The sequence below is a fragment of the Nitratidesulfovibrio sp. SRB-5 genome (assembly GCF_019931275.1).
In the GTDB taxonomy this organism is placed as follows: Bacteria; Desulfobacterota; Desulfovibrionia; order Desulfovibrionales; family Desulfovibrionaceae; genus Cupidesulfovibrio.
The window spans coordinates 1,113,653-1,140,497 of sequence record NZ_JAIOTY010000001.1 but is presented as its reverse complement, the minus strand read 5'-3'; the positions used below and the strand labels follow the sequence as shown (position 1 = coordinate 1,140,497).

20 protein-coding genes are annotated in these 26,845 nt (G+C 67.9%); 18 read left to right on the top strand and 2 right to left on the bottom strand.

What is annotated here, in order from left to right; genetic code table 11:
* Positions 1 to 386 precede the first annotated feature (386 nt).
* The 16 genes from K6142_RS04490 to K6142_RS04415 all read left to right on the top strand — a co-directional run bounded on the left by K6142_RS04490 (position 387) and on the right by K6142_RS04415 (position 18,816).
* Positions 387 to 809: a cytochrome c maturation protein CcmE gene (locus K6142_RS04490; protein ID WP_190245523.1), complete on the top strand. Its 423-nt coding sequence runs from the start codon at positions 387 to 389 to the stop codon at positions 807 to 809.
* Positions 810 to 1,026: 217 nt separating this feature from the next.
* Positions 1,027 to 2,952 carry a heme lyase CcmF/NrfE family subunit gene (locus tag K6142_RS04485; protein WP_190245522.1) on the top strand — a complete coding sequence of 642 codons (1,926 nt, stop codon included), beginning with the start codon at positions 1,027 to 1,029 and terminating at the stop codon, positions 2,950 to 2,952.
* Positions 2,952 to 3,611: an ABC transporter ATP-binding protein gene (locus K6142_RS04480; protein ID WP_190245527.1), complete on the top strand. Its 660-nt coding sequence runs from the start codon at positions 2,952 to 2,954 to the stop codon at positions 3,609 to 3,611. Before K6142_RS04485 ends, K6142_RS04480 begins: the two co-directional genes overlap by 1 nt.
* Positions 3,605 to 4,282 (top strand): heme exporter protein CcmB, encoded by a 678-nt coding sequence (locus K6142_RS04475; RefSeq protein ID WP_015946745.1) that lies wholly within the window; start codon positions 3,605 to 3,607, stop codon positions 4,280 to 4,282. Before K6142_RS04480 ends, K6142_RS04475 begins: the two co-directional genes overlap by 7 nt.
* Before the next feature lie 83 nt (positions 4,283 to 4,365).
* Positions 4,366 to 5,052, top strand: coding sequence for a cytochrome c biogenesis protein (locus K6142_RS04470; protein WP_190245521.1), 687 nt, complete (start codon positions 4,366 to 4,368; stop codon positions 5,050 to 5,052).
* Positions 5,053 to 5,082: 30 nt separating this feature from the next.
* Positions 5,083 to 5,223 (top strand): CcmD family protein, encoded by a 141-nt coding sequence (locus K6142_RS04465; protein WP_015946743.1) that lies wholly within the window; start codon positions 5,083 to 5,085, stop codon positions 5,221 to 5,223.
* On the top strand, positions 5,213 to 5,833 hold the full coding sequence (locus K6142_RS04460) for a tetratricopeptide repeat protein (protein ID WP_190245520.1): 621 nt from the start codon (positions 5,213 to 5,215) through the stop codon (positions 5,831 to 5,833). Before K6142_RS04465 ends, K6142_RS04460 begins: the two co-directional genes overlap by 11 nt.
* A 365-nt stretch (positions 5,834 to 6,198) precedes the next feature.
* A complete protein-coding gene (guaB, locus tag K6142_RS04455; RefSeq protein ID WP_015946741.1) occupies positions 6,199 to 7,659 on the top strand; it encodes an IMP dehydrogenase in 1,461 nt (486 codons plus the stop codon).
* Between the two features lie 249 nt (positions 7,660 to 7,908).
* On the top strand, positions 7,909 to 9,456 hold the full coding sequence (guaA, locus tag K6142_RS04450; RefSeq protein ID WP_190245519.1) for a glutamine-hydrolyzing GMP synthase: 1,548 nt from the start codon (positions 7,909 to 7,911) through the stop codon (positions 9,454 to 9,456).
* Positions 9,457 to 9,653: 197 nt separating this feature from the next.
* Positions 9,654 to 9,959 carry a Sec-independent protein translocase protein TatB gene (gene tatB, locus K6142_RS04445; RefSeq protein WP_190245518.1) on the top strand — a complete coding sequence of 102 codons (306 nt, stop codon included), beginning with the start codon at positions 9,654 to 9,656 and terminating at the stop codon, positions 9,957 to 9,959.
* On the top strand, positions 9,956 to 11,416 hold the full coding sequence (gene tatC, locus K6142_RS04440) for a twin-arginine translocase subunit TatC (protein ID WP_223290418.1): 1,461 nt from the start codon (positions 9,956 to 9,958) through the stop codon (positions 11,414 to 11,416). Before tatB ends, tatC begins: the two co-directional genes overlap by 4 nt.
* A gap of 60 nt (positions 11,417 to 11,476) precedes the next feature.
* Entirely contained in the window at positions 11,477 to 12,067 is a 591-nt protein-coding gene (locus K6142_RS04435) for an imidazoleglycerol-phosphate dehydratase (RefSeq protein ID WP_015946737.1), read from the top strand.
* Positions 12,067 to 12,738, top strand: coding sequence for a hypothetical protein (locus K6142_RS04430; RefSeq protein WP_190245517.1), 672 nt, complete (start codon positions 12,067 to 12,069; stop codon positions 12,736 to 12,738). The genes K6142_RS04435 and K6142_RS04430 overlap by 1 nt, the downstream gene beginning before the upstream one ends.
* Positions 12,735 to 13,466 (top strand): 1-(5-phosphoribosyl)-5-[(5-phosphoribosylamino)methylideneamino]imidazole-4-carboxamide isomerase, encoded by a 732-nt coding sequence (gene hisA / locus K6142_RS04425; protein WP_190245516.1) that lies wholly within the window; start codon positions 12,735 to 12,737, stop codon positions 13,464 to 13,466. The genes K6142_RS04430 and hisA overlap by 4 nt, the downstream gene beginning before the upstream one ends.
* A 1,759-nt stretch (positions 13,467 to 15,225) precedes the next feature.
* A complete protein-coding gene (locus tag K6142_RS04420; RefSeq protein ID WP_190245515.1) occupies positions 15,226 to 17,004 on the top strand; it encodes a YcaO-like family protein in 1,779 nt (592 codons plus the stop codon).
* A 192-nt stretch (positions 17,005 to 17,196) separates the two neighbouring features.
* On the top strand, positions 17,197 to 18,816 hold the full coding sequence (locus tag K6142_RS04415; protein WP_223380761.1) for a gamma-glutamyltransferase family protein: 1,620 nt from the start codon (positions 17,197 to 17,199) through the stop codon (positions 18,814 to 18,816).
* Positions 18,817 to 18,819: 3 nt separating this feature from the next.
* Here the strand turns inward: K6142_RS04415 and K6142_RS04410 are convergent, their stop codons facing one another.
* Positions 18,820 to 19,362, bottom strand: a complete 543-nt coding sequence (locus K6142_RS04410; RefSeq protein WP_190245972.1) for a hypothetical protein — start codon at positions 19,360 to 19,362, stop codon at positions 18,820 to 18,822.
* Between the two features lie 167 nt (positions 19,363 to 19,529).
* On the opposite strand from K6142_RS04410, the gene K6142_RS04405 reads away from it, so the two are divergent.
* Complete coding sequence (locus tag K6142_RS04405; protein WP_190245971.1) at positions 19,530 to 21,950, top strand: Cache 3/Cache 2 fusion domain-containing protein; 2,421 nt, start codon at positions 19,530 to 19,532, stop codon at positions 21,948 to 21,950.
* Positions 21,951 to 22,560: 610 nt separating this feature from the next.
* On the opposite strand, the gene K6142_RS04400 is transcribed toward K6142_RS04405, so the two are convergent.
* Entirely contained in the window at positions 22,561 to 23,385 is an 825-nt protein-coding gene (locus K6142_RS04400; RefSeq protein WP_190245970.1) for a nitroreductase family protein, read from the bottom strand.
* Between the two features lie 158 nt (positions 23,386 to 23,543).
* Between K6142_RS04400 and K6142_RS04395 the strand changes: the two genes are divergently transcribed.
* Complete coding sequence (locus K6142_RS04395; RefSeq protein WP_223380760.1) at positions 23,544 to 26,792, top strand: hypothetical protein; 3,249 nt, start codon at positions 23,544 to 23,546, stop codon at positions 26,790 to 26,792.
* The last annotated feature ends 53 nt before the right edge of the window (positions 26,793 to 26,845 follow it).

Genomic DNA, 26,845 nt, shown 5'->3' with positions numbered 1-26,845 from the left:
GCCAGACGCAACCGCACATGACGTTTCCGTAGGGAGCGGGGCCGCTTCAGGCCGTTCCGCTTCCCCTTCGGACGCAACGCGCGGCACTGCTCCGATGCAATCCGGCACCGCCACACGGCGCCGCGAGACGATACACAGTTCGCAGCCGGTCACCGACCGGCGGATCATGCGGGCGGCAACGCCAGCCGCCTGCGCGGCGCCCTCCGCGCCTGCACCATGAACGCGCCCGCGCAGCCAAAGGGACGGCCCTTTCGCAACGGCACGGGTGGGCACAGCCCCCGGCCTACGCGTGATGCAGCGGCGCATTTCCCTCCTTTCCGGACACGGTCAGAAACAGGATTCGACCGACGCCGCCGGAGCGGGAAGGGAAGCCACAAGGACCACACATGTCGAAGAAGAACGGCAAAAGCCTGTACCTCGTGGCCCTCGCCCTGTTTCTGGGCGGGGTGGGCTATCTGGTGTTTTCGGGCTTTTCCCAGAACAGCGTGTACTTCCTGAACGTTTCGGAAGCCCTCGCCATGCCTTCGGAAAAATTGCAGTCCATCCGCATGTTCGGCACGGTGGCCACCGAAGGCATCGCCAGGCTGGACGACGGGCCGGGCGTGCGTTTCCTTCTCGAGGACAAGGACAATCCCGGGCAGACCGTGCGGGTGATGTACCGCGGAGCCGTGCCCGATACCTTCAAGGAAGGCGTCGAGGTCATCGTGGAAGGCGGCATGCCCCAGGGCGGGGCCGCCAGCGAATTCCGCGCCAAGACGCTGATGACCAAGTGTCCCTCGAAATACGAAAAAGAAAACCGTAAGGGATGATGAGCGGCGGTTGACGCGGCGCGAACCGGCCAGCCTTCCGTACCGGCCTTGCGGCTGACGGATGGCCATCTCGGCACGTGCCGCGTCCCTGTGCCCCGCGCCCTGCGTCCGCGACACACATGTGGAACACGCGGCATGGCGGGCGCCACCCGGCGCTCCGCTTCTGGCCGCACGACATGCCGCGCCGCGCATCCCTCACATATCGGCAGGAGACTTCATGCACCTTTCCGCCTACTTGCTGCTTGTCGCGTCGCTGCTTTTCGCCCTCTTCTTCGCCGGGGCGGCAGCCGCGCAACTGTGGCAGGGGCGTTCCTCGGCGCTGCCGTGGATCGAAAAGGCGCACCTGATGCTGACCGGGTTCATGACCCTGTCATCCGTGGTGCTGCTGTACGCCCTTGTCAACTTCGACTTCTCGCTCGTCTACGTCGCCAGCTACACCGACCGCGCACTGCCGCTGTTCTACCGCATGACGGCCTTCTGGGCCGGGCAGGCCGGGTCCATGCTGTTCTGGGCGTGGTCCGTGGCCCTGTTCGGGGTCATCTTCGCCGTCACCAGCGGCTACCGCGACCTCAGCCCCCAGACCAAACTGTGGTACTGGCTGTTCTTCCTGGCCGTGATGGCCTTCTTCCTGCTCATCCTCACCGCGTGGAGCAACCCGTTCCTCACCGCCGCCCCGGCCCCTGCCGATGGCAACGGCCTGAACCCGCTGCTCCAGAACCCCGGCATGATCTTCCATCCGCCGCTGCTCTTTCTGGGCTACGGCGGCTTCGCCATCCCCGGCTGTCTCGCCCTGGCCCAGGCCATGAGCAACGGCTATGGCCGCGAGGGCGCGTGGGCGGGCATTTCCCGGCCCTTCACCCTGACGGCATGGCTGTTCCTGACCGCGGGCATCGTGCTGGGCGGTTGGTGGTCGTACATGGAACTGGGCTGGGGCGGCTACTGGGCATGGGACCCGGTGGAAAACGCCTCGCTCATCCCGTGGCTGGTCTCCACCGCGTTCCTGCACACCTCGGTCATCGAGTCGCGGCGCGGCAAACTGCACCGCGTCAACATCCTGCTCATGGCGCTGACCACCATTTCCGCCTTCTTCGCCACCTACCTGGTGCGCAGCGGGGTGGTGGATTCGCTGCACGCCTTCGGCGACGGCGGCGTGGGCCGCCCGCTGCTGGTCTTCATCCTGGCCTCCATCGCGCTTACCGTGGCGGTAACGCTGATCTGGCGCAAGGACGACGCCAAGCCCCTGTCCGGCATCGACAGCCGCGAAGGCTTCCTGGTGCTGGTGGCCTGGGTTCTGCTGGCCCTTTCCGCCATCATCCTCGTTGCCACCATGTGGCCCGTGTTCAGCAAGTTCTGGGTCGAAAAGCCCATGGGGCTGGAACCCGCCTTCTACAACCGGGTGTGTCTGCCGCTGTTCGCGGGCATTGCCGTGCTGCTGTCCATCTGCCCCTGGCTGGGCTGGAAGGGCGGCGTGCGCAGCATGCCCAAGCTGCTGGCCGTGCTGGGGGTGATGGCCGCCGTCACCGCCATGACCTGGTACACCTACCGCATGCCCATGGCCGCGCTGGGCGCGGGCGCGGGCGCGGCCTGCGTGGCGGGCATCATCATCCTCCTGACCACGGAAAGCCACGTGCGGCGCAACAACGCCTCGCTGGCCGCCCACGGCGTGCACCTGGGCCTGGCCCTGATGGTGCTGGGCGTGGCCTTTTCCGGCCCGTACAAGCTGGAGCAGGAAGTGGAGATTCCCCGCGATGCCACGGTAAAGCTGGGCAAGTACGACCTGCGCTACGTGAACCTGTACGAGGGTGAAGGCGCGGGCTACATCTTCATCGAGGCCGAGCTGAACGTCACCCGCGAGGGCGCGCCCGTGGGCGTGCTGTCGCCCCAGCGCCGCCTGTACGCCAAGTTCGACCGCCAGGCCTATGCCGAAGCGGCCACCATCTTCGGCCTTGGCGACGAACTGTACGCCACCCTGCTGGGGGTCGACGCTTCCGGCGCCGCCACCCTCAAGATCAGTGTCAATCCGCTGGTGAACTGGGTGTGGATCGGCGGCACGCTGATGTGCATCGCGCCCTTTCTGGGGTTGCGCCGTCCGTCCTCGTCCCGCGACGAGGACGGCGACACCGGAGACAGGCAGGAGGCATGATGCTGCTCCGGCTGACCAAGGTCGCCAAGTTCTACGGCAACCGGCTGGTGATAAAGGACGTTTCGTTCGATATCCACCCAGGCACGGTGACGCTGCTGGCCGGCCCCAACGGGGCGGGCAAGTCCACGCTGCTCAAGCTCATGGCCGGGCTTTCCCGGCCCAGCGCGGGCAGCGTGGAGCGCGGCATCGCGGAAGACGCCCTTGGCTACCTTGGCCACCAGACGTTCATCTATCCTGAACTCACCGCCTTCGAGAACCTGGCCTTCTGGGCCCGCCTGCACGGCCTTGCGCCGGAGCGCTGCTCCGAAGACGCCCTGCTCGCGGCCCTGGAGCGCATGGAACTGAAGCGCTTCGCCTTCGAGCGGGCGGGCGGCTTTTCGCGCGGCATGGCCCAGCGGCTGAACCTTGCACGGGTGCTGCTGCTGTCCCCATCGCTGTTGCTGCTGGATGAACCGGGCACCGGGCTCGACACCCGGTCCATGGCCATCCTGCACCGCGAAATCGCCGCCGCGCGCGACCGGGGCGCGGGCATTGTCTGGATCAGCCATTCCGTGGCCGAAGACCTTGCCCGGGCCGACCAGGTGCTGGCCATTGCCGAAAAACGCGTGACCTACAGCGGCCCCGCCGCCGACTACGTTCCGGAGGCCGTGGCATGCTGAGCGCCGCCATCGCCATCGCATCGAAAGACCTGCGCCTGCTGCTGTCACGCGGCACCGGCCTGGTCCAGGCCCTGCTGCTGGGGCTGTTGCTGATCTTCGTGTTCAGCCTGTCCCAGCGCGTGGGCGAGGTGATGGGACCGCAAGGGGCCGCCGCCATCTTCTGGCTGGCGTCCGCTTTCTGCCAGGTGCTCATCTTCAATACCCTGTTCGCCATCGAGGAAGCCAACGGCGCCCGCTTCGGGCTGCTGCTGGCCCCTGTGCCGGTGCAGGCCGTATGGCTGGGCAAGGGCATTGCCGGGTTTACCCTGCTGCTCTGCGCCCAGGCCGTGTTCCTGCCCGCCGCCATCGTCTTCCTGGGCCAGTCCGTGTCGCCCCTGTGGCACGTGGGCCTGGCCACCGTGCTGCTGGCGGACGTGGGCATCGTGGCTCTGGGCGCGCTGCTGGGCGCGCTGTCGCAAGGGCAGGCCGCCCGCGAATCGCTGCTCAGCATCGTGCTGTTTCCGCTGCTGGTCCCGGTGCTGCTCGCGGGCATCCGGGTGGGCGCCGCCGCCTTTGCCGACGACATCCCCGAAGGGGTGGAGTCATGGCTGGGGCTGGTGGCCGCCTTCGACGCGCTGTTCCTTGGCGCGGGCATCGTGCTCTTTCCCTTCGTGTACGGTGGGGAAGAGTAGCTGAACGTAATTGATCAGGGGGCTCCGCCCCCTGGCCCCCGCAAAGGGGCCGCGCCCCCTTGACCCCTTATTGCGAGGCACCCATGCAAACGAACCGGCTTTCCCCCGTGATGCCCCTTGTCGGGATTGTCGCGGGCCTGGCCCTCGCGCTCTGCCAATACATGATCTTCGTGTACGCCCCCGTGGAACAGACCATGGGCATCGTGCAGAAGATATTCTACTTCCACATGCCGCTGGCGTGGTGGTCGCTGATCAGCTTCCTTACCGTGTTCGCGGCCAGCATCGCCTTTCTGCGCACCCGCAACTGGAAGTGGGACGCGTTGTCCGGCGCCGCCGCCGAAGTGGGCGTGCTGTTCAGCGGCCTTGCCCTCATCACCGGCTCCATCTGGGGCCGCCACTCCTGGGGCGTGTGGTGGACGTGGGATCCGCGTCTGACCACCACCTTGGTCATGTGGTTCGTGTACGCGGGCTACCTTGTGCTGCGCACCCTCGACCTGCCGCGCGAGCGGTTGGGCACCGTCTCCGCCGTGGTGGGCATCGTGGCCTTCCTCGACGTGCCGCTGGTGTTCCTGTCCGCCCGGCTGTGGCGCTCCATCCACCCCGCCGTGTTCGCGTCCAAGGGCGGGGGACTGGAACCGGAAATGAAGACCACCGTCATCGCCTGCATCGTCGCCTTCGGCTTTCTGTGGGTGGCGCTTACCTGGCTGCGCGCGGCGCAGCGGCGCATGGCGGGACGCATCGACGTGCTTGCGACGGAAACCACCATCTAGCCTTGCGAAAGGCAGGAGGTTCGAAAAAATATGGAAAGCACCCAATGGCTCCTGGTCGCCAACGCGGCCGTGTGGCTCGGCATCGGCGCCTACCTGTTCCTGATGGCCCGCGCGCAACAGAACCTGGACCGGCGCATCCGCCACATGGAGATGCTTGGCGATGACAAATAGTTCCCTGACCATGAATCCGCTGGACGGTGGCCGCAAGCTTGTGCTTCTGGCCGTATGCGTTGGCCTGGCCGCCATGCTGGGTTCCTCGTTCCTGTACCGCCTGTCCAACCCGTCGCTGGTGCAGCAGGGCCGCGAGCCCGTCGCGCAAGAGGAAGGGGAACACGCGGGCGAGATGGAAGTGGTCTCCGCGCTGATGCAGAAGGTACAGCAGAACCCCACCGACGCGGGTGCCCTGTTCGCCCTTGGCCAGCACTTTCTGGACCACGCCGACTGGGCGCGCGCCGAAAGCTTCCTGGCCCGCGCCGTGGTGGCCTCTCCGGCGGACCCGCAGCCGCTGTACATGCTGGGCATCGCCCAGTACCAGCAACAGTCTTTCGAAAAGGCGGCGGAAACCTTCGAACGGCTCATCGAAATCGATCCCCAGCCCGCCGCGCGCTACAATCTGGGCATCCTGTACCGCCACTACCTGAAGGCCGAAGCCAAGGGCAACGCCCACCTCAAGGCCATCATCGAAGACGCCAAGGCCCCGGAAGACCTCAAGGCGCAGGCCCGGCAGGAACTGGAATCCGCCGTGCACGGCGACAAGAAGCAGCAGGACAAGAAGCAGTAGCGGGCGCAGCCCCGCCGCATGATGTCACACACCGGAAGGGGCGGGCCACCGCCCCTTTCGCGCATGCACGGGACGGGGATGACGGCACGATGCCCGACAAGACGCCAGGCCCCGGCCCAGCCCGGCCGCTGGTCCTCGTCAGGTGTCGTCAGGCGCCACCCGGCGCCACCCGGCGTCACTGATTGGGGAAACAATCCGAATCTTGACAATGCGGCGCCCGGACAGATATGATGGTTGATTAAATTTTGACATATTTGTCAAACCTGCCAAGCCCAACGACCCGCCCTTCGTTCGGAGGCAGACGGGGAAAACGGTCCGGAGCCGCGCGGCCCGGACGCTCCAACCAACCCGCCCGGAGAGAGATCATGAGCAAGATCGTGTGCAAGGCACTGACGTTCGACGACGTCCTGCTGCAGCCCGGCTATTCCGAAGTCACCCCCGACCTCGTGGACGTCTCCACCTGGCTCACCCCCGAAATCCGCCTCAACATTCCCCTGCTCAGCGCCGCCATGGACACCGTGACCGATTCCGGCATGGCCATCTCCATGGCCCGCAACGGCGGTGTCGGCGTCATCCACAAGAACATGCCCGTGGATCGCCAGCGCATCGAGGTCGAAAAGGTCAAGAAGTCCGAAAGCGGCATGATCATCGACCCCGTGACCATCGACCCCGACTATTCCGTGCGCCAGGCCCTGGAGCTGATGGCCGAATACCGCGTCTCCGGCCTGCCGGTGGTGCGCGGGGTGGAACTGGTGGGCATCCTGACCAACCGCGACGTGCGCTTCGTCAAGGACCTGGAAGGCACCCAGGTGCGCGAGGTGATGACCAGCAAGAACCTGGTCACCGTGCCCGTGGGCACCACCCTGGACGAGGCCAAGGACCTGCTGCACGCGCACCGCATCGAAAAGCTGCTGGTGGTGGACGAGGGCAATCGCCTGAAGGGCCTCATCACCATGAAGGACATCGACAAGGTCCAGAAGTACCCGAACTCGTGCAAGGACGATAACGGTCGCCTGCGCGTGGGTGCGGCCATCGGCATCGGCAAGGACTGCGAAGAGCGCGCGGGCGCCCTGCTGGGCGCGGGCGTGGACTTTCTGGTGCTGGATTCGGCCCACGGCCATTCGCGCAACGTGCTGCGCGCCATCGAGATGGTCAAGGGCGCCTTTCCCAAGTGCCAGCTGGTGGCGGGCAACGTGGCCACCTACGAAGGGGCCAAGGGCATCCTGAAGGCGGGCGCCGACACCGTGAAGGTGGGCATCGGCCCCGGCTCCATCTGCACCACCCGCATCGTGGCGGGCGTGGGCGTGCCCCAGGTGACCGCCATCCTCGAATCCGTGCGCGCCGCGCGAGAGCTTGGCCGCTGCGTCATTGCCGACGGCGGCGTGAAGTTCTCGGGCGACGTGGTCAAGGCCATCGCCATGGGCGCGGATACCGTGATGATCGGCAGCCTGTTCGCGGGCACCGACGAAAGCCCGGGCGAAACCATTCTTTACCAGGGCCGCTCGTACAAGATCTATCGCGGCATGGGTTCCATCGACGCCATGAAGGAAGGCAGCTCCGACCGCTACTTCCAGGAAAAGAGCAAGAAGCTGGTGCCCGAAGGCATCGTGGGCCGCGTGCCCGTGAAGGGCCCGGTGGCCGAAAGCCTGTACCAGCTGGTGGGCGGCCTGCGCTCCGGCATGGGTTACGTGGGCGCGGCGGACATCAAGGAATTGCAGGAAAAGGCGCAGTTCGTGGAGATATCCGCGGCGGGGCTTCGCGAAAGCCACGTGCATGATGTGATCATCACGAAGGAATCGCCCAACTACCGCATCGACAACAACTAGCCGCTCGGTATTTCCGGTTCCGGCATCGTCAGGCATCGGAGGCGGCGCGGGTCACGTACCGAAGAGTACGCTCCCCTTGCCGCCCCTCGCCTTCCTTGCCGGAACCGAAACTCCCTTCGCGGCTGAGATCGCGCATTGCAGCAGAAAGGCAGAAATGCCCTCCGCGCAAGCGCCAAGCCAGACACCACGGCCTCACAACGCATATCACGATTGCCCGAAGCACCCCGCGCGGGCGTCAGAGGACAGCACATGGAAGCACAGACCAAGGTCATCATCATCGACTACGGTTCGCAGGTGACGCAGCTCATCGCCCGTCGCGTGCGCGAGGCTGGCGTCTACTCCGAAATCCACCCCTGCATCGTCACGGCGGATCAGGTGCGCGCCATGAAGCCCGCCGCCGTCATCCTGTCCGGCGGCCCGGCCAGCGTGGGCGAGGCCGACGCCCCCACCCTGGAAAAGGGCCTGCTGGAGCTTGGCGTGCCGGTTCTGGCCATCTGCTACGGCATGCAGCTTCTGGGTCACAACCTGGGCGGCCAGCTGGCCACCTCGGAAACCCGCGAATACGGCCCGTCGGACCTTACCCTGCTGGGCGACTGCCCGCTGTGGGACGGCATCGACAAGTCCGCCCCCACCCGCGTGTGGATGAGCCACGGCGACAAGGTCAAGACGCCCCCGCCCGGCTTTGCCGTGGTGGGCCGCACCGCCACCCTGGACGTGGCGGCCATGGCCGACGACGCCCGCCGCATCTATGCCGTGCAGTTCCACCCCGAAGTGCACCACACCGAGGAAGGCACCCGCATCATCAACAACTTCCTGTTCCACGTGGCCAAGCTGAAGGCCGACTGGACCATGTCGTCGTTCGTTGAGCGCGCCATCAAGGAAATGGCTGAAACCGTGGGTGACCGCCACGTGGTGTGCGCGCTTTCGGGCGGCATCGACTCCACCGTGGTGGCAGTGCTGCTGCACAAGGCCATCGGCAAGCGCCTGCACTGCATCTTCGTGGACAACGGCGTGCTGCGCCTGAACGAGGGCCAGGAAGTGGTGGACTACCTGCGCGAGCACTTCGACCTGAACCTGAAGTACGTGCAGGCCCAGCGCCGCTTCCTCGACAAGCTGGAGGGCGTGGAAGACCCCGAGCAGAAGCGCAAGATCATCGGCTACACCTTCATCGAAGTGTTCGACGAGGAAGCGAAAGCCCTTGGGCACGTGGACTTCCTGGCGCAGGGCACCCTGTACCCCGACGTCATCGAATCGGTGTCGCACAAGGGGCCTTCCGCCGTCATCAAGAGCCACCACAACGTGGGCGGCCTGCCGGAAAAGATGAACCTGAAGCTCATCGAGCCGCTGCGCGAACTGTTCAAGGACGAAGTGCGCAAGGTGGCGGGCGAACTGGGCCTGCCGGACTTCATCATCTGGCGCCACCCCTTCCCTGGTCCGGGCCTGGCCATCCGCGTCATCGGCGAAATCACCGAGGAACGCCTGGACATCCTGCGCAAGGCCGACAAGATCGTGCAGGCCGAGCTGATGTCCTCCGGCTGGTACCGCAAGGTCTGGCAGGGCTTTGCCGTGCTGCTGCCGCTGAAGACCGTGGGCGTCATGGGCGATGGCCGCACCTACGAGCACGTCATCGCCCTGCGCATCGTGGACAGCGTGGACGCCATGACGGCGGACTGGGCGCGCTTGCCTTCCGAACTGCTTGAGCGTATTTCGAGCCGGATAATCAACGAGGTGAAGGGCGTGAACCGCGTGGTCTACGACATCTCCTCGAAGCCGCCGAGCACCATCGAATGGGAATAGGCGGACCGCGTTCGCCCAGGTGCGCGCCAGAGTGCGCCCCTGAATGAACGCCCGGCGGACGCACGGGGGCCGCAAGGCCCCCGTGACGCCCCCGCCACCTTTGGCCGAAGGGCCGCGCCACGGCGCGGCGCCCACGGGGCATGGCCGGTCATCCCGGCTCCGGCCCGCAGCACTGCAACCAAGGCGGTCTGTCTTCAATGTTCGGCATCGGCAGTACGGAACTTCTGGTCATCATGGTCGTGGCCCTCATTGTCCTTGGTCCCAAGAACCTGCCCAACATCGCACGCACGCTGGGCAAGGCCATGGGTGAATTCCGCCGGGTTTCCACCGACTTCCAGCGCACGTTGAACACCGAGATCGATCTCGAGGATCACGAGCGCCGCAAGAAGGAAGCCGAAAAGGAATTCTTCGACGACAAGGCCAAGGCCGAAGCCCCCAAGGCCGAGCAACCCAAGGCCGAGTCCGCCAAGCCCGCCTCCGAAGCCAACGGTAAGAGCGCATGAGCCGGGACGACAAGGACGCCGCCAAGGCGGAGCCCGTGTCCGAAGGTGACCGCGAGAAACGTGCGGCGCCGGACAAGCAGGACAAGCCGGACAGCCCGGCCAAGCAGGACGCAGCCGAACCGGAAGCGCACGCCCCCAACGCGTACGATCCGGACGCAGCTGAACGCAACTCCTGGGAACTGGACGCCATTGACGCCTGTGAGCAGAAGCCCGCATGGCAGTCAGACCCCGATGCCGGGCTGGCGTACGCCTCGTGCGGCACCATCGGGGAAACTACAGCGGATGCTCCGGCACCTTCCGACGCGCCCGCCAGTGATGCGCCCGCCAGCGGTACTTCCGACGCCGCCCCGGCGGATTCCGTTTCGGCGGAAGTCGAATCGGGCGAGTCCCGCTCCGTCGAGAGCGTGATCGCCGCCGCCGTGCTGCCCGACTATGAGCCGGACGGCTCCGACACGCCCCCCGCCGCCAGTCAGGATGCCGGGCAGGAAGCCAGTCAGGACGGCTCCGACACCCCGCCCCCGGATGCCCCCCTGCCCCCGGACGACGCTGCCGCAGCCGCCTCCCCGGAGACCGCCGTGGTTTCCGCCCCCCCGCGCGACCTCAGCGAGGCCGTGGACCGCGCCAGCAAGGAAGGCGAAGCCGCCGCCGAGGGTGGCCGCTCCATGACCCTGCTGGACCATCTTTCCGAACTGCGCGTGCGTCTGGTGCGCAGCCTCATCGCGCTGACCGTGGGCTTTTTCGCCTGTTACGGTTTTGCCGAAGAGCTGTTCAACTACCTGATGATCCCCCTGACCCGGGCGCTGCCGTCCGGGGCCAAGCTGATCTACACCGCCCTGCCGGAGGCGTTCTTCGTCTACATGCAGGTGGCGCTGGTGGCCGGGGCCTTTCTGGCCAGCCCGTACCTGTTCTACCAGATATGGGCGTTCATAGCGCCCGGCCTGTACGACGACGAAAAACGCCACGTCATCCCCATTGCCGGGGCATCCGCGCTGTTCTTCGTGGCAGGCGCGGCGTTCTGTTATTTCCAGGTGTTCCCGTACGCCTTCGAGTTCTTCGTGGGCTTCGCCACCGACACCATCGCGCCCATGCCCAAGCTGGACGAGTACCTGGGCTTCACGCTCAAGATGCTGCTGGCCTTCGGCCTCATCTTCGAGATGCCGCTCTTCGCGTTCTTCCTGGCGCGGCTTGGCCTCGTCACCGCGCAGTGGATGCGCAAGACCCGCAAGTACGCCATCCTCGCCATCTTCATCGTGGCCGCCATCCTTACCCCGCCGGATGTTTTCTCGCAGTTGATGATGGCGGCGCCCATGCTTGTGCTGTATGAAATAAGCATCATCGTTGCCGCCGTGTTCGGCAAGAAGAAGCCCGGCGCGGACAGCGAAGACGGCGAAGACGCGGAAGAAAAGGACGGCGAGGCAGCAAAGCCGGGCCCCGATACCATCGTACAGGGCGACTAGCGGCGCGCAGCAGCCCGCAAAGGTCCACACATGAACCCTGCACCAAGAAAGGAGCCCGAGATGAGCCAGCGCAGCGCCGCCGTGTTCCGCGAAACCAAGGAAACCTCCATCCGCCTCGACCTCGTGGTGGACGGACAGGGCCTGGTCAACGTGCACACCGGGTTCGGCATGGCGGACCACGTCATCACCCTGGCCGCGTTCTGGGCCGGGTTCGACCTTACCCTGTCCTGCACCGGCGACCTCGAGATCGACGCCCACCACACCGTAGAGGACGTGGGCCTGTGCCTGGGGCAGGCCCTGGCCGAAGCCCTGGGCGAACGGTCGGGCATCGCCCGCGTGGGTTTTGCCCGCGTGCCCATGGACGAGGCCCTGGCCGACGTATGCATCGACATTTCCGGTCGCCCGTGGCTTGAATGGCGCGGGGACGACCTTCTGCCGCCCGTCATCGCCGGGCAGGAACGCGACCTGTGGCGCGAATTCCTGAAGGCGTTCGCCTCGGCCGCCCGCATGAACCTGCACGTCTCGTTCCTGTACGGCAGGAACGGTCACCACCTGCTGGAATCCGCCGCCAAGGGGCTGGGACTTGCCCTGCGGCAGGCGGTGCGCCGTGACCGCGAGACGCTGCTCAGCACCAAAGGGAGCCTAGACTGATGCGTACCCATCGCGGTTTCATCACCTTCCCGGTGTCGGGCGCGCTGCTCGCGCTGCTCGTCGTCACCCTGCTCGTCGCCCTGCCCGGCTGCTCGCAGCGTCAGCGGGGCCCGGCTCCGCTGCCGGATGCCACCATCGGCGTGGCCGCCTTCACACAGCCCACGGCCATGGCCGACCTGCTGGCCGGGTACATCCCCGAGGACCAGCAGCGGGTGTCGGAAGAAACCTTTGCCGACCTCGACCGCACCTTCGGCGACATCCTGCGCGGCGAAACCAAGCGCGTGTACAGCTTTGCCGCCACCAAGCCCTCGCTTTCGCCCCAGGCTGGCAGCCGCACCGGCGGTCGTCCGCAGGCGCTGGCCTACTGGGTGGAAGTGGGCCGCAAGGCCGAGGTGGACTTTCTGCTGGTGCCCCAGGTCGTCGACATGCGCGAACGCAAGGGCGGCGACATGGGCGTGACCGAATCGGCCAGCATCATGATGGATGTCTTCCTCATCGACGTGAAGGGCGGCACCCTTGTCATGCGCTCCAACTACGACGAAAAGCAGATGGGTCTTGCGGACAACCTGCTGGAAATGGGCAAGTTCGTGGGGCGCAAGGGCAAATGGCTGTCGGCCCTTGACCTGGCCAAGGAAGGGATGCGCAAGGCCATCAAGGAGTTTGGCCTGTGATCCTGTTCCCCGCCGTGGACATCAAGGACGGTCGCTGCGTGCGGCTGCGGCAGGGCCGCGCCGACGCGGAAACCGTGTTTTCCGACGACCCCGCCGCCATGGCCCGCCACTGGCAGGACCAGGGCGCCAAGTGGCTGCACGTCATCGACCTGGACGGGGCCTTCAGCGGCATGCCCGCCAACTTCGAGCTGATCCGCCGCATCTGCGCCGACCTTTCCGTGCCGGTGCAGCTTGGCGGCGGCATCCGCGACGAGGCCACGGCGAAAGCCTACCTCGACGCCGGGGTGGAACGGCTGATCATCGGCACCGTGGCCCTGGAGGAACCGGACCTGTACGCCCGCCTGTGCGCCACCTTTCCGGGGCGCATCGGGGTTTCGCTGGATGCCGAGGGCGGCAGGCTGAAGACCAAGGGCTGGGTGGCCGATTCCGGCCTGACCGTCGACGACGTCCTGCCCCGCCTGCTGGCTGCGGGCACCGCCTTCGTCATCTACACCGACATCGACCGCGACGGCATGCAGACAGGGGTGAACCTGGCCGCGCTGGAACGGCTGGCGGGCATGTGCCCGGTGCCGGTCATCGCGGCGGGCGGCGTGGCCACGCTGGAAGACGTGCGGGCGTTGTACCCGCTGACGCTGACCTCAAGCGTGGAAGGGGCCATCACGGGCCGGGCCATTTACACCGGCACCCTCGACCTGCACGCGGCCATGGAGTGGATTGCGGCGCAGTGAGGGCGCGGGGCGCGAGTATGAACGCGCGCGGACAAGAGGTTGGAATTGGATAGCTGAGCGAGGGGGCTGCGGAAACGCGGCCCCCTTGTTGTTTGGTGGTCGGTGTTGGGAAGGGGAAAGGGAAAGGAGATGGGGATGGGGAAAAGAAGAGGCAGTGCGCTGTTGCACCCGGCCTCCACGAAGACAGTCGCGCGTTATTGACCACGCCCGGTTTCGTTATGCCTCCGGCGGGCAAGGGGGACGGGGTGTGCGTTGATGGGTTGGGCCTTTACGAAGACAGTTGCGCCTCGTTGACCACCCTCGATTTCGTTATGCCTCCGGCGGGCAGGGGGTGTTGTAACGAACACCCCCTGCACCCCCGCGTTCCAGGGGCTCCGCCCCTTGGAACCCCCGACGTTTCATACGCGGCGTCCCTTCGGCGGCAGCTTCCCTTCGGCGCAGAGCGCCTCCGGGTGATCTGCCGCCGGTGACGCCAATGCATACATCACTCTCGTAGGCACAGTCACACGCAGTTGCCTCAACCACGTCTATAGTGCGCCGCATTCTTACGCTGGGCAGCTTCGCTGCGGCGCTGGCGCCTTCGGGTGATCTGCCGCCGGTGGCGCCAATGCGTACGTCGCTCTCGCAGGCACAACCACACGCAGTTGCCTCAACCGCGCTTATCCTGCGCCGCATTCTTACGCCGGGCAGCTTCCCTGCGGCGCTGGCGCGCCTCGGGCGATCTGCCCGACTGAATGCGGATGCGCGCATGGCTCCCGCTGGCATCGCACAACGAAGATGCCACTACCCACGCCCTCGTTGCGACGCATGTGCCGCCGTAAAAACCCGGCGTCATACGCTTCTACGCACGAGACGTTTCCTCTGAACACCGCATGAAAATCCGACCATATCCCCCACGCCCCCATACATCCAAAACGTCCGCCGTCGCAAAGCCTCCGGTGACAATCTCCGGCTACGGATAGGTATCGCCGCACACAGGTTTCCCGCGCCTCTAACCTACAAACATGATAAAACAGTGAACGTCATCACTCAGGCAAGAACTGGACAGCAATTCATATCTGATGCACCTGTGCGTCCTGCAAGGCGCCAAACTCCCCAGACAAAGCGCAACATCCGCGCGGATTGCGCCCGCAGCCGGAGATCGCCGCCGGAGGCTTCGCGACGGCGGAAGCTCCGGCGTTGCGGGTGCACCGCAAACCGCGCAACGGCAAGGGCACACCCCGGACCTTTGCCAAGACTACGAGAGATATATGCACATTCGCATTCCGCCGGGCAGATCGCCCGAGGTGCGCCAGCGCCGCAGGGAAGCTGCCAGGCGTAAGAATGCGGTGCAAGAAACGCCGGGGGTCCAGGGGGCGCAGCCCCTGGAACGCGGGGATGCAAGGGGCCATCGTTCAATGGCCCCTTGCCCGCCGGAGGCATAACGAGATCGGGCGTGGTAAACAGGACGCAACTGTCTTCGTAGAGGCCGTGCCCATCAACACGCCAGCCCCCCACCCGCCGGAGGCATAACGAGATCGGGCGTGGTAAACAGGGCGCAACTGTCTTCGTAGAGGCCGTGCCCATCAACGCGCCAGCCCCCTGCCCGCCGGAGGCATGACGAGATCGGGCGTGATCACCGGGGCGCAACTGCCTTCGTAGATGCCGGGTGTGCAATAGCGCAACCCTCTCTTTTCCCTGTCCCCCTGTCCCCCTGTCCCCCCTTCCCCCCCTGCCGCCCATACGCTATGCCATCCCCACGCACACTCACGGAGGACACATGCCCCACTCGACCAAGCCTGCGGCCCCCGCCGCCCTCCCCACCCTGCACTACCGCTACGCCCACACCTCCACCGAGGCCACCACGGGCTATTTCGCCTGCGAGCCCCCGGCAGACATGACCTTCGAGCAGGGCCTCGACCGACTGGAGGCCGCCCCCCTCGACGAATTCCTGCACAGCCATCTGCTGCGTCTTGCCGCCGTGTTATCCCCGGAACGCATGTCCGCCCTGCTGGACAGCCTTGACCCCGCCGCCCGTCCCGCCACCGCCGCCCTGCTGCGCGAGGCGTGCCTGCTGAACCCCGATCTTTCCGGCCTGCTTGCGGCGGCCCCGGCCCCCACGCCGGAAACCCTTGCCGCCGTCGAGGCCGCCACTCCGCACATCGCCCTGCGCTGGCACGCCCAGCCCGACCGCGACCTGCACCGCGCCTGGTGCGAGGTGTTCCGCGACAACATGCACAACCATCGCATGCTGCCACAGCTCGAAGACATGGACATCCCCCCGCTGTACGACCCGGCGGAAATTCTCGACGGACCGGAGCGTCCTGTGGTCACAGCCGCCGACATCCGCGCCCTGCTGTCCATGGAGCCCCCGGAATCCGCCCCCTGGCAGCGTCCTCCGTCGCACGAGACGGCATCCCTTGCGCTGGAGCGGCTGGTGGAAAACGGCATCATCGCCGGGGTCGAGATGCGCCACGAGGCGTCCCTTTCGCCCATTGCCCTGCTGCGCCGCTGGAACGTGGACATGACCGTGCGCTGCGGCGCGCTCGACTACACCCTGAAGGGTGAGGGCACCACCTACGGGCGCGGCCTGTCCCTGGCCGACGCGCGCGCCTCGTACGCCATGGAGATGGTGGAACGTGCCTCGTCCTACGTTTCCGTGGGTGAGGTCGACGGAATTGGGGGCCAGTTCCATGTGCTCGACCGGGCCACGCCGCAGCCGCTGTTGCGCGCCCGTCTGTCCGAATTGCTGGCCGATGGCCGCGAGGTGCTGTCCCCCCACGCCATCCCGCTGGAAGCCCCCTACCAGGACCAGCCCCTGTACTGGCTTGCCGGGCACACCCCCGACGATGCCGGCGGCTCGCGCCCCGTGCTGGTGCCCGCGCAGATGGCCTATCTGTTCTGCAACCTCGACGAAATCGCCCTGTTCTCGGCGTCCGGCTCCACGGGCCTTGCCACCGGCAACATCATGGCCGAGGCCAAGGTGGCGGCGCTCACCGAAATCCTCGAGCGCGACGCCGAAGCCACCGTGCCCTACGACCGCTCGCAGTGCTTCCGCCTGGTCACCGACGATGCGCGTCTGCAATCCCTGCTGGACGACTACGCCGGGCGCGGCATCCACATCCAGTTCCAGGACCTGACCACCGAGTTCGGCGTGCCCTGCTACAAGTGCTTCGTGGTGGGACCACGCGGCCAGGTGGCGCGCGGCACCGGTGCGGGCCTTTCCGGTCGGCGCGCCGTGCTTTCCGCCATGACCGAAACGCCCTTCGCCTACCCCAACGGCGGTCCCTCCGGCCCCGGCGTGCGCGGCCTGCCGGAACGCAAGCTGGAAGACCTGCCCGACCTGGCCCTGGAATCGCCCCAGCGCAACCTGGCGCTGCTGGAAACCCTGTTCGCCGTCAACCGCATGGCGCCCGTGTACGTGGAACTCACCCACGCCGACCTGGAATTCCCCGTGGTCAAGGCGCTGGTGCCCGGGCTGGAATCCACCGCCGACTTCGATGCCTGGTCGCGCATGAGTCGCCGGTTGTTCCGCAATTATCTGAGGCTGCGGGGGTAAGGGAAAGAGAGAAGACGAACCGGGGAAGGGGAGGGTACTTTGAAAAGTACCCTCCCCTTCCCCGGCCCCCATCCCCTCCCTCAAACTTTCTGGTAGGGGTGGATGCAGGCGGCGCAAGGCCGCAGACGGGCAGGCTGGCGGCATGGCCGACAGCGGATGCCCGTTGAAATTTCAACGCCAAGGAGCCCGGTCATGCTGCACACGCCGCGCGCCCGCAGGGGCATGGTCGTCACCCCCCACCATCTCGCCTCGCAGGCGGGTCTGGCCATCCTGCGCGAGGGCGGCAACGCCGTGGAAGCCGTGGTGGCCGCAGCCGCCACCCTGTGCGCCGCCTATCCGCACATGACCGGCCTTGGCGGCGACGGCTTCTGGCTGATTCACGAACCCGGCGCTCCCGCGCCCGTGGGCATCGACGCCAGCGGACGCTCCGGCGCGGCGGTAACCCCGGACCTGCTGCGCGCGGCGGGGCATACGCACCAGATTCCCCGGCGCGGCCCGCTGGCCGCCATCACCGTGGCCGGGGCAGTATCCGGCTGGGCGGCGGCGCTGGAGCACGCCCGCGCCTGGGGTCCGGCCCTGCCCCTGCCCCGCCTGCTGGAAGAAGCGCAGTGGCACGCCCGGCACGGCGTTGCCGTCACCGCCGGGCACCACGCGCTGGTGCGCGACAACATGGAAGCGCTGGCCGCGCAACCCGGCTTTGCCGCACAGTTCCTGCCGGACGGCATCTGCCCGCCGGAAGGCAGCACCCTGCGCCTGCCCGCCCTGGCCGACACCCTGCATACGCTGGGCACACGCGGGCTGGACGACTTCTATCGAGGCCGGGTGGCCGCCGCCATGGCCGCGGACCTTGCCGAAGCGGGCTCGCCCCTCACCGCGGCGGACCTCGCGGACCATCGCGCGGCGCTGGTCACCCCGCTGTCCCTGCGCCTGCCGCACGGGCAGGTGTTCAACCTGCCGCCGCCCTCGCAGGGGGTGGCATCGCTGTGCATCCTCGGCATCTTCGAACGGTTGCGCGATGCGGGTGCCGCCATCGAACCCGAAACCTTCGCCCATATCCACGCCGTGGTGGAGGCCACCAAGCGCGCCTTCCGGATGCGCGACGGCCTTGTGGGTGATCCCGACCACGCCCCGTACCCTGCGCCCGGCTCTGCAACGGACCCCCTGCGCCCCGACCGGCTGGACGCCCTTGCCCGCGACGTGGACATGGCCCGCGCCCTGCCGTGGCCCGCGCCGCCCTCCGGCGGCGACACGGTGTGGCTGGGCGCCGTGGACGCACAGGGGCGCGCCGTCAGTTGCATCCAGAGCATCTACTTCGAATTCGGCTCCGGCGTGGTTCTGCCGCGTACCGGCATCACCTGGCAGAACCGGGGCTGCGGCTTTTCCCTACAGGCGGGCAGCCCTGCCGCGCTGGCCCCCCGCCGCAAGCCGTTCCATACCCTGAACCCGGCCATGGCCCTGCTGGCCGACGGCAGGGTCATGCCATACGGCACCATGGGCGGCGAGGGCCAACCCCAGACCCAGGCCGCCGTGTTCACCCGCCACGTGGTCTTCGGCCAGCCGCTGCAACGGGCCGTCAGCGCACCGCGCTGGCTGCTGGGCCGGACCTGGGGCGACGACGCCGTGCATCTGCGGCTGGAGAGCCGCATCGCCCCGGATGTTGCCGATGCGCTGCGCGCCGCCGGGCACCCCGTGCGCATGGTGGACGACTACGATCCGGTCATGGGCCATGCCGGTGGCATCGTCCGCCACCCCGACGGCACGCTGGAAGGCGCGGCAGACCCGCGCGGCGACGGCTGCGTGGCCGCGTGGTGATGCTCAGGCCACCCCCAGGCTCTCGCACACGTTGACCACCAGTTGCTCCGGCGTTCTTCCGTCCGGCAGCAGAAAGTGCAGCACACCCATGCTCAGGGTTTCCAGTTCCAGCGCCTCGCGGCAGAACTTTTCGCCCACCTCGCCGGAAAGCTCCAGTTCCGCGGCCAGCCGCACCGGATTGGTCATCATGTAGAACACCCGCGCCCCGTCGCGCAGGCAGGCCCGCAGATATTCGTCGCGCACGGCGGAAACGGGTGCCGCCAGCACCAGGCCGGTGCGGCAGCACAGCTCCGTCACCACCTCGGGCGCGGCGTCGTCATCGGGCGTGGCCGCCTGCATGCCGAAACGTTGCGCCACCAACTCCGCCAGTTGCCGCCTGCCGCTGCCCGGCAACCCCAGGATCACGATGCGCTCCGCCGCCGGGTCGAAGGGGGGCCTGCGCCCCACGCGCGACACGGTCATTGTCGCGTTGGCATCGCCCACGTCCTGTTTGCGCATGACGAACCCGGAGGTATCGAACCTGTCCTTCCCTGTGCTTCCGCTCATTCCGTACTCCTTTCTTAATATATCATGTTGATTTCGAAGCTTCTTTGATTAACACTATCCAACACTCACAGAGCCAGACACACTCGTTTCACACCGGGGCCGTATTCCGTCCACGCGGCGTTCTTGCGTGGCAACGTCTTGCGGCCCCCATCAGCCTTGGGGGGTTCATGTTCCAGCGGATGCGTTTCAGCACCAAATTCTACCTGGGCAGCGCCGTCATCGTGGCAAGCACCGTGGCCTTCATGGCCATCGTGCTCACCATCGTCGTGCGGGGCGACCTGGTGGACCTCGGGCAGCTCAACCTGAAGTCCGCCACGGACAATCTTGTCTCCACCATCGAGATGCAGCACGCCATCACGCAGGAAAAGGTCACCTCCGACCTTGCGCTGTTCGAATCGCAACTGCTGGCCGATGGCCCGCTGATGGTGCGCAAAAACGACATGCAGAAGGTCGACGTGGTCAACCAGCTCACCAAGCAGAAGGAAACGGTCGAAATGCCCGGCCTGTTCCAGTATTCCCTGCTTGGCCGCAAGCCCATGCGCGACAACAACGAGGTGGTCGACCGCGTGCAGCAGATGGCGGGCGGCGCCGCCACCCTGTTCCAGGTGCTGCCCGGCAAGCTGGTGCGCATTGCCACCAACGTGCGCACGGCGGACGGCCAGCGCGCCGTGGGTACCTATATTCCGGAAGACAGCCCCGTCTACAAGGCGGTCATGGGGGGGCAGACCTACTCTGGCCGCGCCTTCGTGGTGAATGACTGGTACATTACCGCCTACAAGCCCGTGCGCGACGAAGACGGCGCCATCATCGCCGTCATTTTCGTGGGCCGCCCCATCCGCACGCCGCAGCTTGCCGAAATGATGGACAAGGTGCGCGTGGCCGGTGCGGGCTACGCCTTTGTCTACGACGCCTCGGGCATGATCCTCCACCATCCCACGCTGCGCGGCAAGACGCTTGAAGAGGCGGACATCGGCCCCTTCTTCAAGGGCGTGAAGGATGGCCCCGTGGACTATACCATGGACGGCGTGCCCATGCGCGCCTACGTGCGCCATTTCGAACCGTGGGACTGGCGCGTGGCCGTGCGCATGACCCGCACGGAAATGGTGCACGGGCTGGATGCGCACCTCTTGCAGAGCGCCGCCGTCATCGCCGTGGTGGCGCTGGGCGTGGCCCTGGTCTTCGTGTTCGGCCTGCTGCGCACCGTGTCGCGCCCGCTGGGCACCCTGCGCCGCTTCACGGCGGAAGTGGCCAAGGGCAACTATGACGCGGCCATCGACTACCTGGCCGACGACGACATCGGGCGCACCATCGGCGGCGTGCGGGCCATGGTGGCCGAGATCAAGCACCGCCTGGGCTTTTCCAACGGCATCCTGCGCGGCATGACCATGCCGAGCTACGTGGTGGATACCGATGGCCGCATCAGCTACGTGAACCAGGCCATGCTGGACCTGCTGGGGGTTTCCGGCACGCCGGACGAACACCTGGGCGCCGACGTTGCCCTGTTCTTCTACGGCGAGTCCGGGCGCGACACCGTGGTTGGCCGCTGCATGCGCGAACGCCGGGCCATCCTGAACACGGAGCTGACCCTGTCCCGCCGCACCGGCGGCACAGTGCATACCCGCCTGGATACCGCGCCCTTGCTGGACCTGGACGGCAACCTCATCGGCGCCTTCTCCATCTTCGCCGACCTGACGGACATCAAGGCTCACCAGCAGGAAATGGAAGCCAAGAACACCCTCATCAGCGAGGTGGCCGTCGAGGCGGACCGCATCTCGCAGGTGGTGGCAGAGGCTGCCGCCGGGCTGGCCCGCCAGGTGGAACTGGCCGAACGCGGGGCCGACGTGCAGAAGGCCCGCGCTGGCGAGGCCGCCAGCGCCATGGACCAGATGAACGCATCGGTGGTCGAGGTGGCCCGCGCCGCCGACGAGGCCGCCGCCAGCGCCGACGAAGCCCGCGCAAAGGCCGAGGACGGCGCCTCCATCACCCGCGAGTCCGTGGCCGCCAGCACCGCCGTGGCCGCCGACGCAGAGGCCCTGCGCACCGACATGCGCGAACTGGGCACGCAGGTGGAGGGCATTGGCCGGATCATGGACGTGATTTCGGACATCGCCGACCAGACCAACCTGCTGGCGCTGAACGCCGCCATCGAGGCGGCCCGCGCCGGTGACGCCGGACGCGGATTCGCCGTCGTTGCCGACGAGGTGCGCAAGCTGGCCGAAAAGACCATGGGCGCCACCCGCGAGGTGGGCGAGGCCGTCACGCGCATCCGAGCCGGGGCCGCCCGCAACCTGGAGGCCACGGAAAACGCCGCCCGCAACGTGGGCCGCTCCGCAGAACTGGCCGGGGCCTCCGGCCAGACCTTGCAGCACATCGTCACCATTGCCGTGACAACCGCCGACAGGGTGCGGGCCATTGCCACCGCCGCGGCCCAGCAATCCGCCGCCAGCGAGGAAATCAGCCGGGCGACCGGCGAGGTGGACCGCATCTCCGGCGAGACCGTGGACGCCATGCGCGAGGCCGCGCGGGCCGTGGCCGCGCTGGCGGAGCAGGCGGAGGCGCTGCGATCCGTCATGGCACGCATGCGCTGACAAACGGCGGGCCTTGGCCGCGACCACTGCGTCAAACGGCCCCGGCGCTCGGGTCATGTACCAAAGAGTACACTCCCCTCGCGCCGGGGCCGCTTTCCTTGCGTGCCGGGCCAAATCCTGCCGTTTGTCGGGTATAGCCGCTGCAAGAAATACCGAAGCCTCCCCTCGCTGCATCGCCGTTTTCCTTGTCCTCGGACAACACCGCTCCGCCTGCCGACCATGCCTGGAGGCAATTTACATTCTTTCTCGTTTTCAAATGACAACCGCCCCGACCGGAACTTCCGGTCGGGGCGACTTCATTTCTTCATTCTTTCCAACCGCGCGTCAAATCACGGCCTTCTGGCCGTGCGCAGCGTGCGGCGAGGGCAAGGAAAACGCCATTTCCGCGAGGGGAGTGTACTCTTTGGTACATGACCCGAGCGGCCAGCAGAGCGGAAACGGTGCTTGACGCAGCAACCGCCCGCGATCCGCGCGGCCAGCGGCACCCCCGCGAGAAGCGCGCGGCGAAGACAAGGAAAAACCGGTTTCCGCGAGGGGAGTGTACTCTTCGGTACATGACCCGAGCGGAAACCGGTTTTGACGCCGTCAGCGCCCGCGATTCTCGCGGGGGTTATTTCCAGGTGACGGGGAGCGGCTTCCGCCACGGCAACCGGCGATACCGATACTTCGCATACCCCAGCATCTGCGCGCCCTGCACCCGCTCGTCCTCGCCAAGGCCCAGCAGTTCGCGCAGGGGGGCATAGGCGTTGGCCGCGTAGGTGAAGTACCCGCCCCAGCAGGCACCCACGCCGTGGGCATGGGCGGCCAGTTCCAGATAGGTGAGGGCAATGGCCGAATCCACGGCGGGCCAGGTGGCCCCGCCGTCGCAGCAGGCCACGGCGATGTGCGGCGCGCCGCGCAGCACCAGGTCCACGCCCTTGCGCGACCCGGCGATCAGCCCGGCCACGTTGTGGCGCTTGGCGATTTCGGGGTCGTGTTCGCGCAGGTACATCATCCAGTCGATGATCAGGCTGGCGATTTCACGGGTACGGGCGGGGTCTTCCACCATCACCCAGCGCACCGGCTGGCGGTGGCTGGCGGTGGGTGCCCAGCGCACGGTGTCCATGATCCGGGCCAGCACGTCGTGCTCCACCGGCTGCTCCTTGAACGTGCGGATGGAGCGGCGCCCGCGCAGGAACTGTTCCGCCGCGTCGGCCTCGATGGCCAGTTCGCGGCGGACGGGGACGAATTCGTCGAAGGGCATGCCCTCAAGGCGCACCGCCCCGCTCGGACAGACGGCCACGCAATGGCCGCAGCGGATGCAGGCATCCTCGGCGCCCTGGCGCATCTTGGCCACGCCCGTTTCCTTGTCGGCGATCAGGATGCGGATGGGGCATTCGTCGATACAGATGTTGTCGCGCTTGCATTTCTGCGCGTCCACTTCGAAAAACGGCATGAAGATCCTCCCTGTACTCCGTGGCCCGAATGGCCACAGGTGCCGGTTTGCCCCGCTTCACGCCGCGTGTAAAGCGAAAATGGCGTGGCATGACCGCAATACCGCCTTTGACAGCCCCCCCGCCCCCCTGTAATGTCGGCATGATAAAGGAGACTTGCATGCCGAACCGCGCCGCGCTCCGCACCATTGCCCTGATGCTCCGCAGCCTGCCCGCAATCCTTCCGCAATCCGGCCTTCCGCGCGCCGCTGCCGCGCCCAGCCGTTCGGCCATGCAGCCCGCCGCCCCTGTTCCGGGCATGGTACTGCACCTGGTGCTGGGTCTGGCCCTCGGCCTGCTCCTGACAGGGTGCGGGGCACCTCAGGCCAAACAGAAATCGTTGCTGTTGCCGCAAGGCCCCTCGGTCACCCGGGCGGACCCCGGCTATATGCAGTGGCTGGAAAAGCAGTCGCTGCTGGGGGCCGGGGCGGAACTTTCGCGCGTGGTCTCCGGCAGCCAGCTGGGCTGGCGCTCTCCTTCGCTGCCGCCCGACCCGGACAACCTGCTGCGCGCCGCCGATACCTGGCTGCTGGTGCACCCCATGGCGCTCATCGCCGACGGCACGCCTTCGGCCTTCGCCATCCTGGCCCAGCCCAGAACGCAGGAACTGCTGCGCCGCACGGGAGCGCGCGGGCTGTACGTCGCGCCCTCCGGCGGCGCCGGGGCCATCTGGGCCTACGACCGCAGCGCCACCCTGACCGGCGACGACACCATCCAGCACGGCTTTTCCGAGGCGGCAGGCACGGACGACGAATACCTGCGTCTGCGCCGCCTGACCGACAGCAACCGCATGCTGCTGGGCACCGACATCATCCCCGCCGCCACCGGCATGGGACCGGACTTCTTTCTGGCCGCGCGCAACGTGCGCGAATACCCCGGCGCTTACTGCCTGGTGGAAATCCCGCGCGACCTGTGGCCCTACATGCCCGCCAGTTCGTCGGAATGGCAGGCCCGCCCGCTCACTCGCGCCCAGCATGACCTGCTGGCGGAAAAGGGGCTGCTGCCCGCCTCCCTCTCGCGCGACCTGCTGTCGTGGGCGCGGCCCGGCGGCTGGGCCGTCACCGGTGAGGTGCGCGGGTCCGACGGCACCCTGCGCCGCTGGGTCTACCGCCATGCCGGGCGCTACGACATGCCCGTGCTGCACTGGGACGACCCTTCCGCCGCCGCGCGGCGCATCCTGTCTTCCAGCATCATCCAGCAGATCGGCCTGCGCGGCATGGCCCTGACCGGCTTCCGGGTGGAACCCCTGACCGGGCTGGACCCGCTGCCCCGCGCCGCCTACGGCGACCAGGGCCATGCCCCGGCCCTGGAACCGGCCCCCACCGCCGCCCTGTCACTGGCCCGCGAAACGCGTCGCTACGGCGGCTGGGCCTGGCAGCGCGACAGGCTGCCCCTGCCGCTGCTGGCCCGCACCCTGCACGAATCCGCCGACGTGGCCGAAGACACCGTCACCAGCCCCGCCGCCGAACACGCCCTGCTCACCGGCGATGCGCGCCCCCTGCGCTCCCTGCTGGACGACGCCCTGCGCCTTGGCATCGACATGCGCCGCCTGGTGCATGCCACCCCCGGCCCGGACGGCGTGGACTACGCCCTGCCGCAACTGTCCCCCGGCATGCTGCCGCCCGGCGCGGCGGCGGGCGATGCCGCCCTGGCGGACGACATGCGCGCGGCCATGCGCACGCGCGCGGCCCTGTGGGCGTCCACCATGCCGCTGGGCGGGGCGGGCGACGTGCTGCCCGTCACCGGCGCGGGGCTTGCCGCGCTGGGCGCTGGCTTCAGCCATGCCGACGCCGCCAGGGCCGACGCGCGCGAAACGATCCGTCAGGGGCATCTGGCCCTGGTCTTCTTCAAGGCCATGCAGCCGGGCCTGCTGGTGCTGCACGGGCAGGACCTGGCGGGCGCCCTGCCGCTGGACTGGCACGCCATGGCCGATTCCGAGGACCGCTGGGACCCGGCGCTGGCCCCGCGCGGCGCATACGCCCTGTACCGCACCGCCCGCACCACTGTGCTGACCAAGCAGGGCATGCCCCGCGCCCCGGTGGCCTACCCCACGCCCGACGAGCAGCTGCACGACCCGCATTCGTTCCTCAACGGGGTGCACGCCATCACCGCCATGCGCGAACGCACCGGCATTGCCGCCGGGCGCGTGGCCGCGCGCCTGCGCACGCAGGGACGGGGCTGCATCGCCCTTGCCGTGGAACTGCCCGGCGGGCGCGGCGTGGTGGTGGCGGTCACCAACTTCGGGCGCGAGGCAGTGACCGAACGGCTGGACATGGCCGCCACGCCCAAGCTTCTGGAACTGTTCGGCGCGGGCAACCCCGCCGTGGACCTGGAGGAAGGCACCCCGCTGCCGCTGGATGGTGGCCGCATGGTGCTGCATCTGAACCCGTGGGAAACCCGCGCCATCCTTGTGGGGCGCGATGCCAGGTCCATCGGCGCGGCAACGGCGGCGGAACAGCCCAAGGGGCCGTTCGTGCCCGCCCGCGACGCCACGCCCATGCCCGTGGTCGCGCCACCCGCACCGGCCAAACCGGCGGTGGCGCCCCCGGCTCCGGCGCCCGTGCCGGACCTGACCATCCGCATCGCGCCGCCCGCCGGGGCCGAAGCCAGCCCCGTGCCCGCTGCCCCGGAAGGGATGCCCGCCGAAACTCCGGCCACCAGCGGCGACGCGGCGGCAATGCCCGGCGTGCCGCCCACCGTGGCCCCCGCCGCTGCTCCTGAAGCGCAACCCGCCACGCCGCCGATGGAACCGACCCCCACGGAGCAGGTGCCCCTGCCCCCGGCCACCGAGCCGGTCAGGATTGACTCCCTTGGGCTTGAACCCGTTGGAGGTGAACCGGCCCCGTCGGTGCCGGTGGCCCCCGCGCCCGCCCAGATGCAGGAATCGCAGCCCGTGCCGCCCGCCGTGCCGCCCAGCTTGCCTCATGACGCGGGCGGCGAGGTGCGCGCGCCGGTCACGCCTCCGGAAATCCCGGCCCTGCCGGAACCCGTGGCACCCCCCGCATACCCCGTGACTCCCGAGGTAACGGCCCCGGCAACGGAATCCACCGCCCCACCCCGCCTGACGCCCACGGCTCCCGCTGATGGCACGGACGGCGGCCTCGTTCCGTACAAGTCGGTACGGCGCACCGCGCCGGAAACATTGGACGGCCCGATCGTTCCCGTTCCCCCGGCGTCCACCGCCCTGCCCGGCGGGACCGACATCCCGGCGGACGGCACGACCACCTACAAGGCCCCCCTGCGCAGAGCCCCGGAAACGCTGGACGCCCCCATCACGGTGCCGCCGCTGCCCACGCCTCCGGCAGCGCCCGCCGATCCGGTGACACCACCGAACCCGGCGTCTACGGAACCGGGAACCACAGCGCCATAGCCGCCCCCCCCCGTCCATTCCGCGTCCTTCCACTACATCCCGCCGCCGCCCCC

What these genes read in the sequence shown, in the direction of transcription:
- K6142_RS04465 (WP_015946743.1), top strand. Translation starts at nt 5,083, where the DNA reads ATGGAAAGCACCCAATGGCTCCTGGTCGCCAACGCGGCCGTGTGGCTC.
- K6142_RS04405 (WP_190245971.1), top strand. Translation starts at nt 19,530, where the DNA reads ATGTTCCAGCGGATGCGTTTCAGCACCAAATTCTACCTGGGCAGCGCC.
- tatB (WP_190245518.1), top strand. Translation starts at nt 9,654, where the DNA reads ATGTTCGGCATCGGCAGTACGGAACTTCTGGTCATCATGGTCGTGGCC.
- K6142_RS04485 (WP_190245522.1), top strand. Translation starts at nt 1,027, where the DNA reads ATGCACCTTTCCGCCTACTTGCTGCTTGTCGCGTCGCTGCTTTTCGCC.
- guaB (WP_015946741.1), top strand. Translation starts at nt 6,199, where the DNA reads ATGAGCAAGATCGTGTGCAAGGCACTGACGTTCGACGACGTCCTGCTG.
- K6142_RS04490 (WP_190245523.1), top strand. Translation starts at nt 387, where the DNA reads ATGTCGAAGAAGAACGGCAAAAGCCTGTACCTCGTGGCCCTCGCCCTG.
- K6142_RS04430 (WP_190245517.1), top strand. Translation starts at nt 12,067, where the DNA reads ATGCGTACCCATCGCGGTTTCATCACCTTCCCGGTGTCGGGCGCGCTG.
- K6142_RS04435 (WP_015946737.1), top strand. Translation starts at nt 11,477, where the DNA reads ATGAGCCAGCGCAGCGCCGCCGTGTTCCGCGAAACCAAGGAAACCTCC.
- K6142_RS04395 (WP_223380760.1), top strand. Translation starts at nt 23,544, where the DNA reads ATGCCGAACCGCGCCGCGCTCCGCACCATTGCCCTGATGCTCCGCAGC.
- K6142_RS04400 (WP_190245970.1), bottom strand. Translation starts at nt 23,385, where the DNA reads ATGCCGTTTTTCGAAGTGGACGCGCAGAAATGCAAGCGCGACAACATC.
- K6142_RS04470 (WP_190245521.1), top strand. Translation starts at nt 4,366, where the DNA reads ATGCAAACGAACCGGCTTTCCCCCGTGATGCCCCTTGTCGGGATTGTC.
- K6142_RS04475 (WP_015946745.1), top strand. Translation starts at nt 3,605, where the DNA reads ATGCTGAGCGCCGCCATCGCCATCGCATCGAAAGACCTGCGCCTGCTG.
- tatC (WP_223290418.1), top strand. Translation starts at nt 9,956, where the DNA reads ATGAGCCGGGACGACAAGGACGCCGCCAAGGCGGAGCCCGTGTCCGAA.
- K6142_RS04415 (WP_223380761.1), top strand. Translation starts at nt 17,197, where the DNA reads ATGCTGCACACGCCGCGCGCCCGCAGGGGCATGGTCGTCACCCCCCAC.
- K6142_RS04420 (WP_190245515.1), top strand. Translation starts at nt 15,226, where the DNA reads ATGCCCCACTCGACCAAGCCTGCGGCCCCCGCCGCCCTCCCCACCCTG.
- K6142_RS04410 (WP_190245972.1), bottom strand. Translation starts at nt 19,362, where the DNA reads ATGAGCGGAAGCACAGGGAAGGACAGGTTCGATACCTCCGGGTTCGTC.
- K6142_RS04480 (WP_190245527.1), top strand. Translation starts at nt 2,952, where the DNA reads ATGCTGCTCCGGCTGACCAAGGTCGCCAAGTTCTACGGCAACCGGCTG.
- K6142_RS04460 (WP_190245520.1), top strand. Translation starts at nt 5,213, where the DNA reads ATGACAAATAGTTCCCTGACCATGAATCCGCTGGACGGTGGCCGCAAG.
- guaA (WP_190245519.1), top strand. Translation starts at nt 7,909, where the DNA reads ATGGAAGCACAGACCAAGGTCATCATCATCGACTACGGTTCGCAGGTG.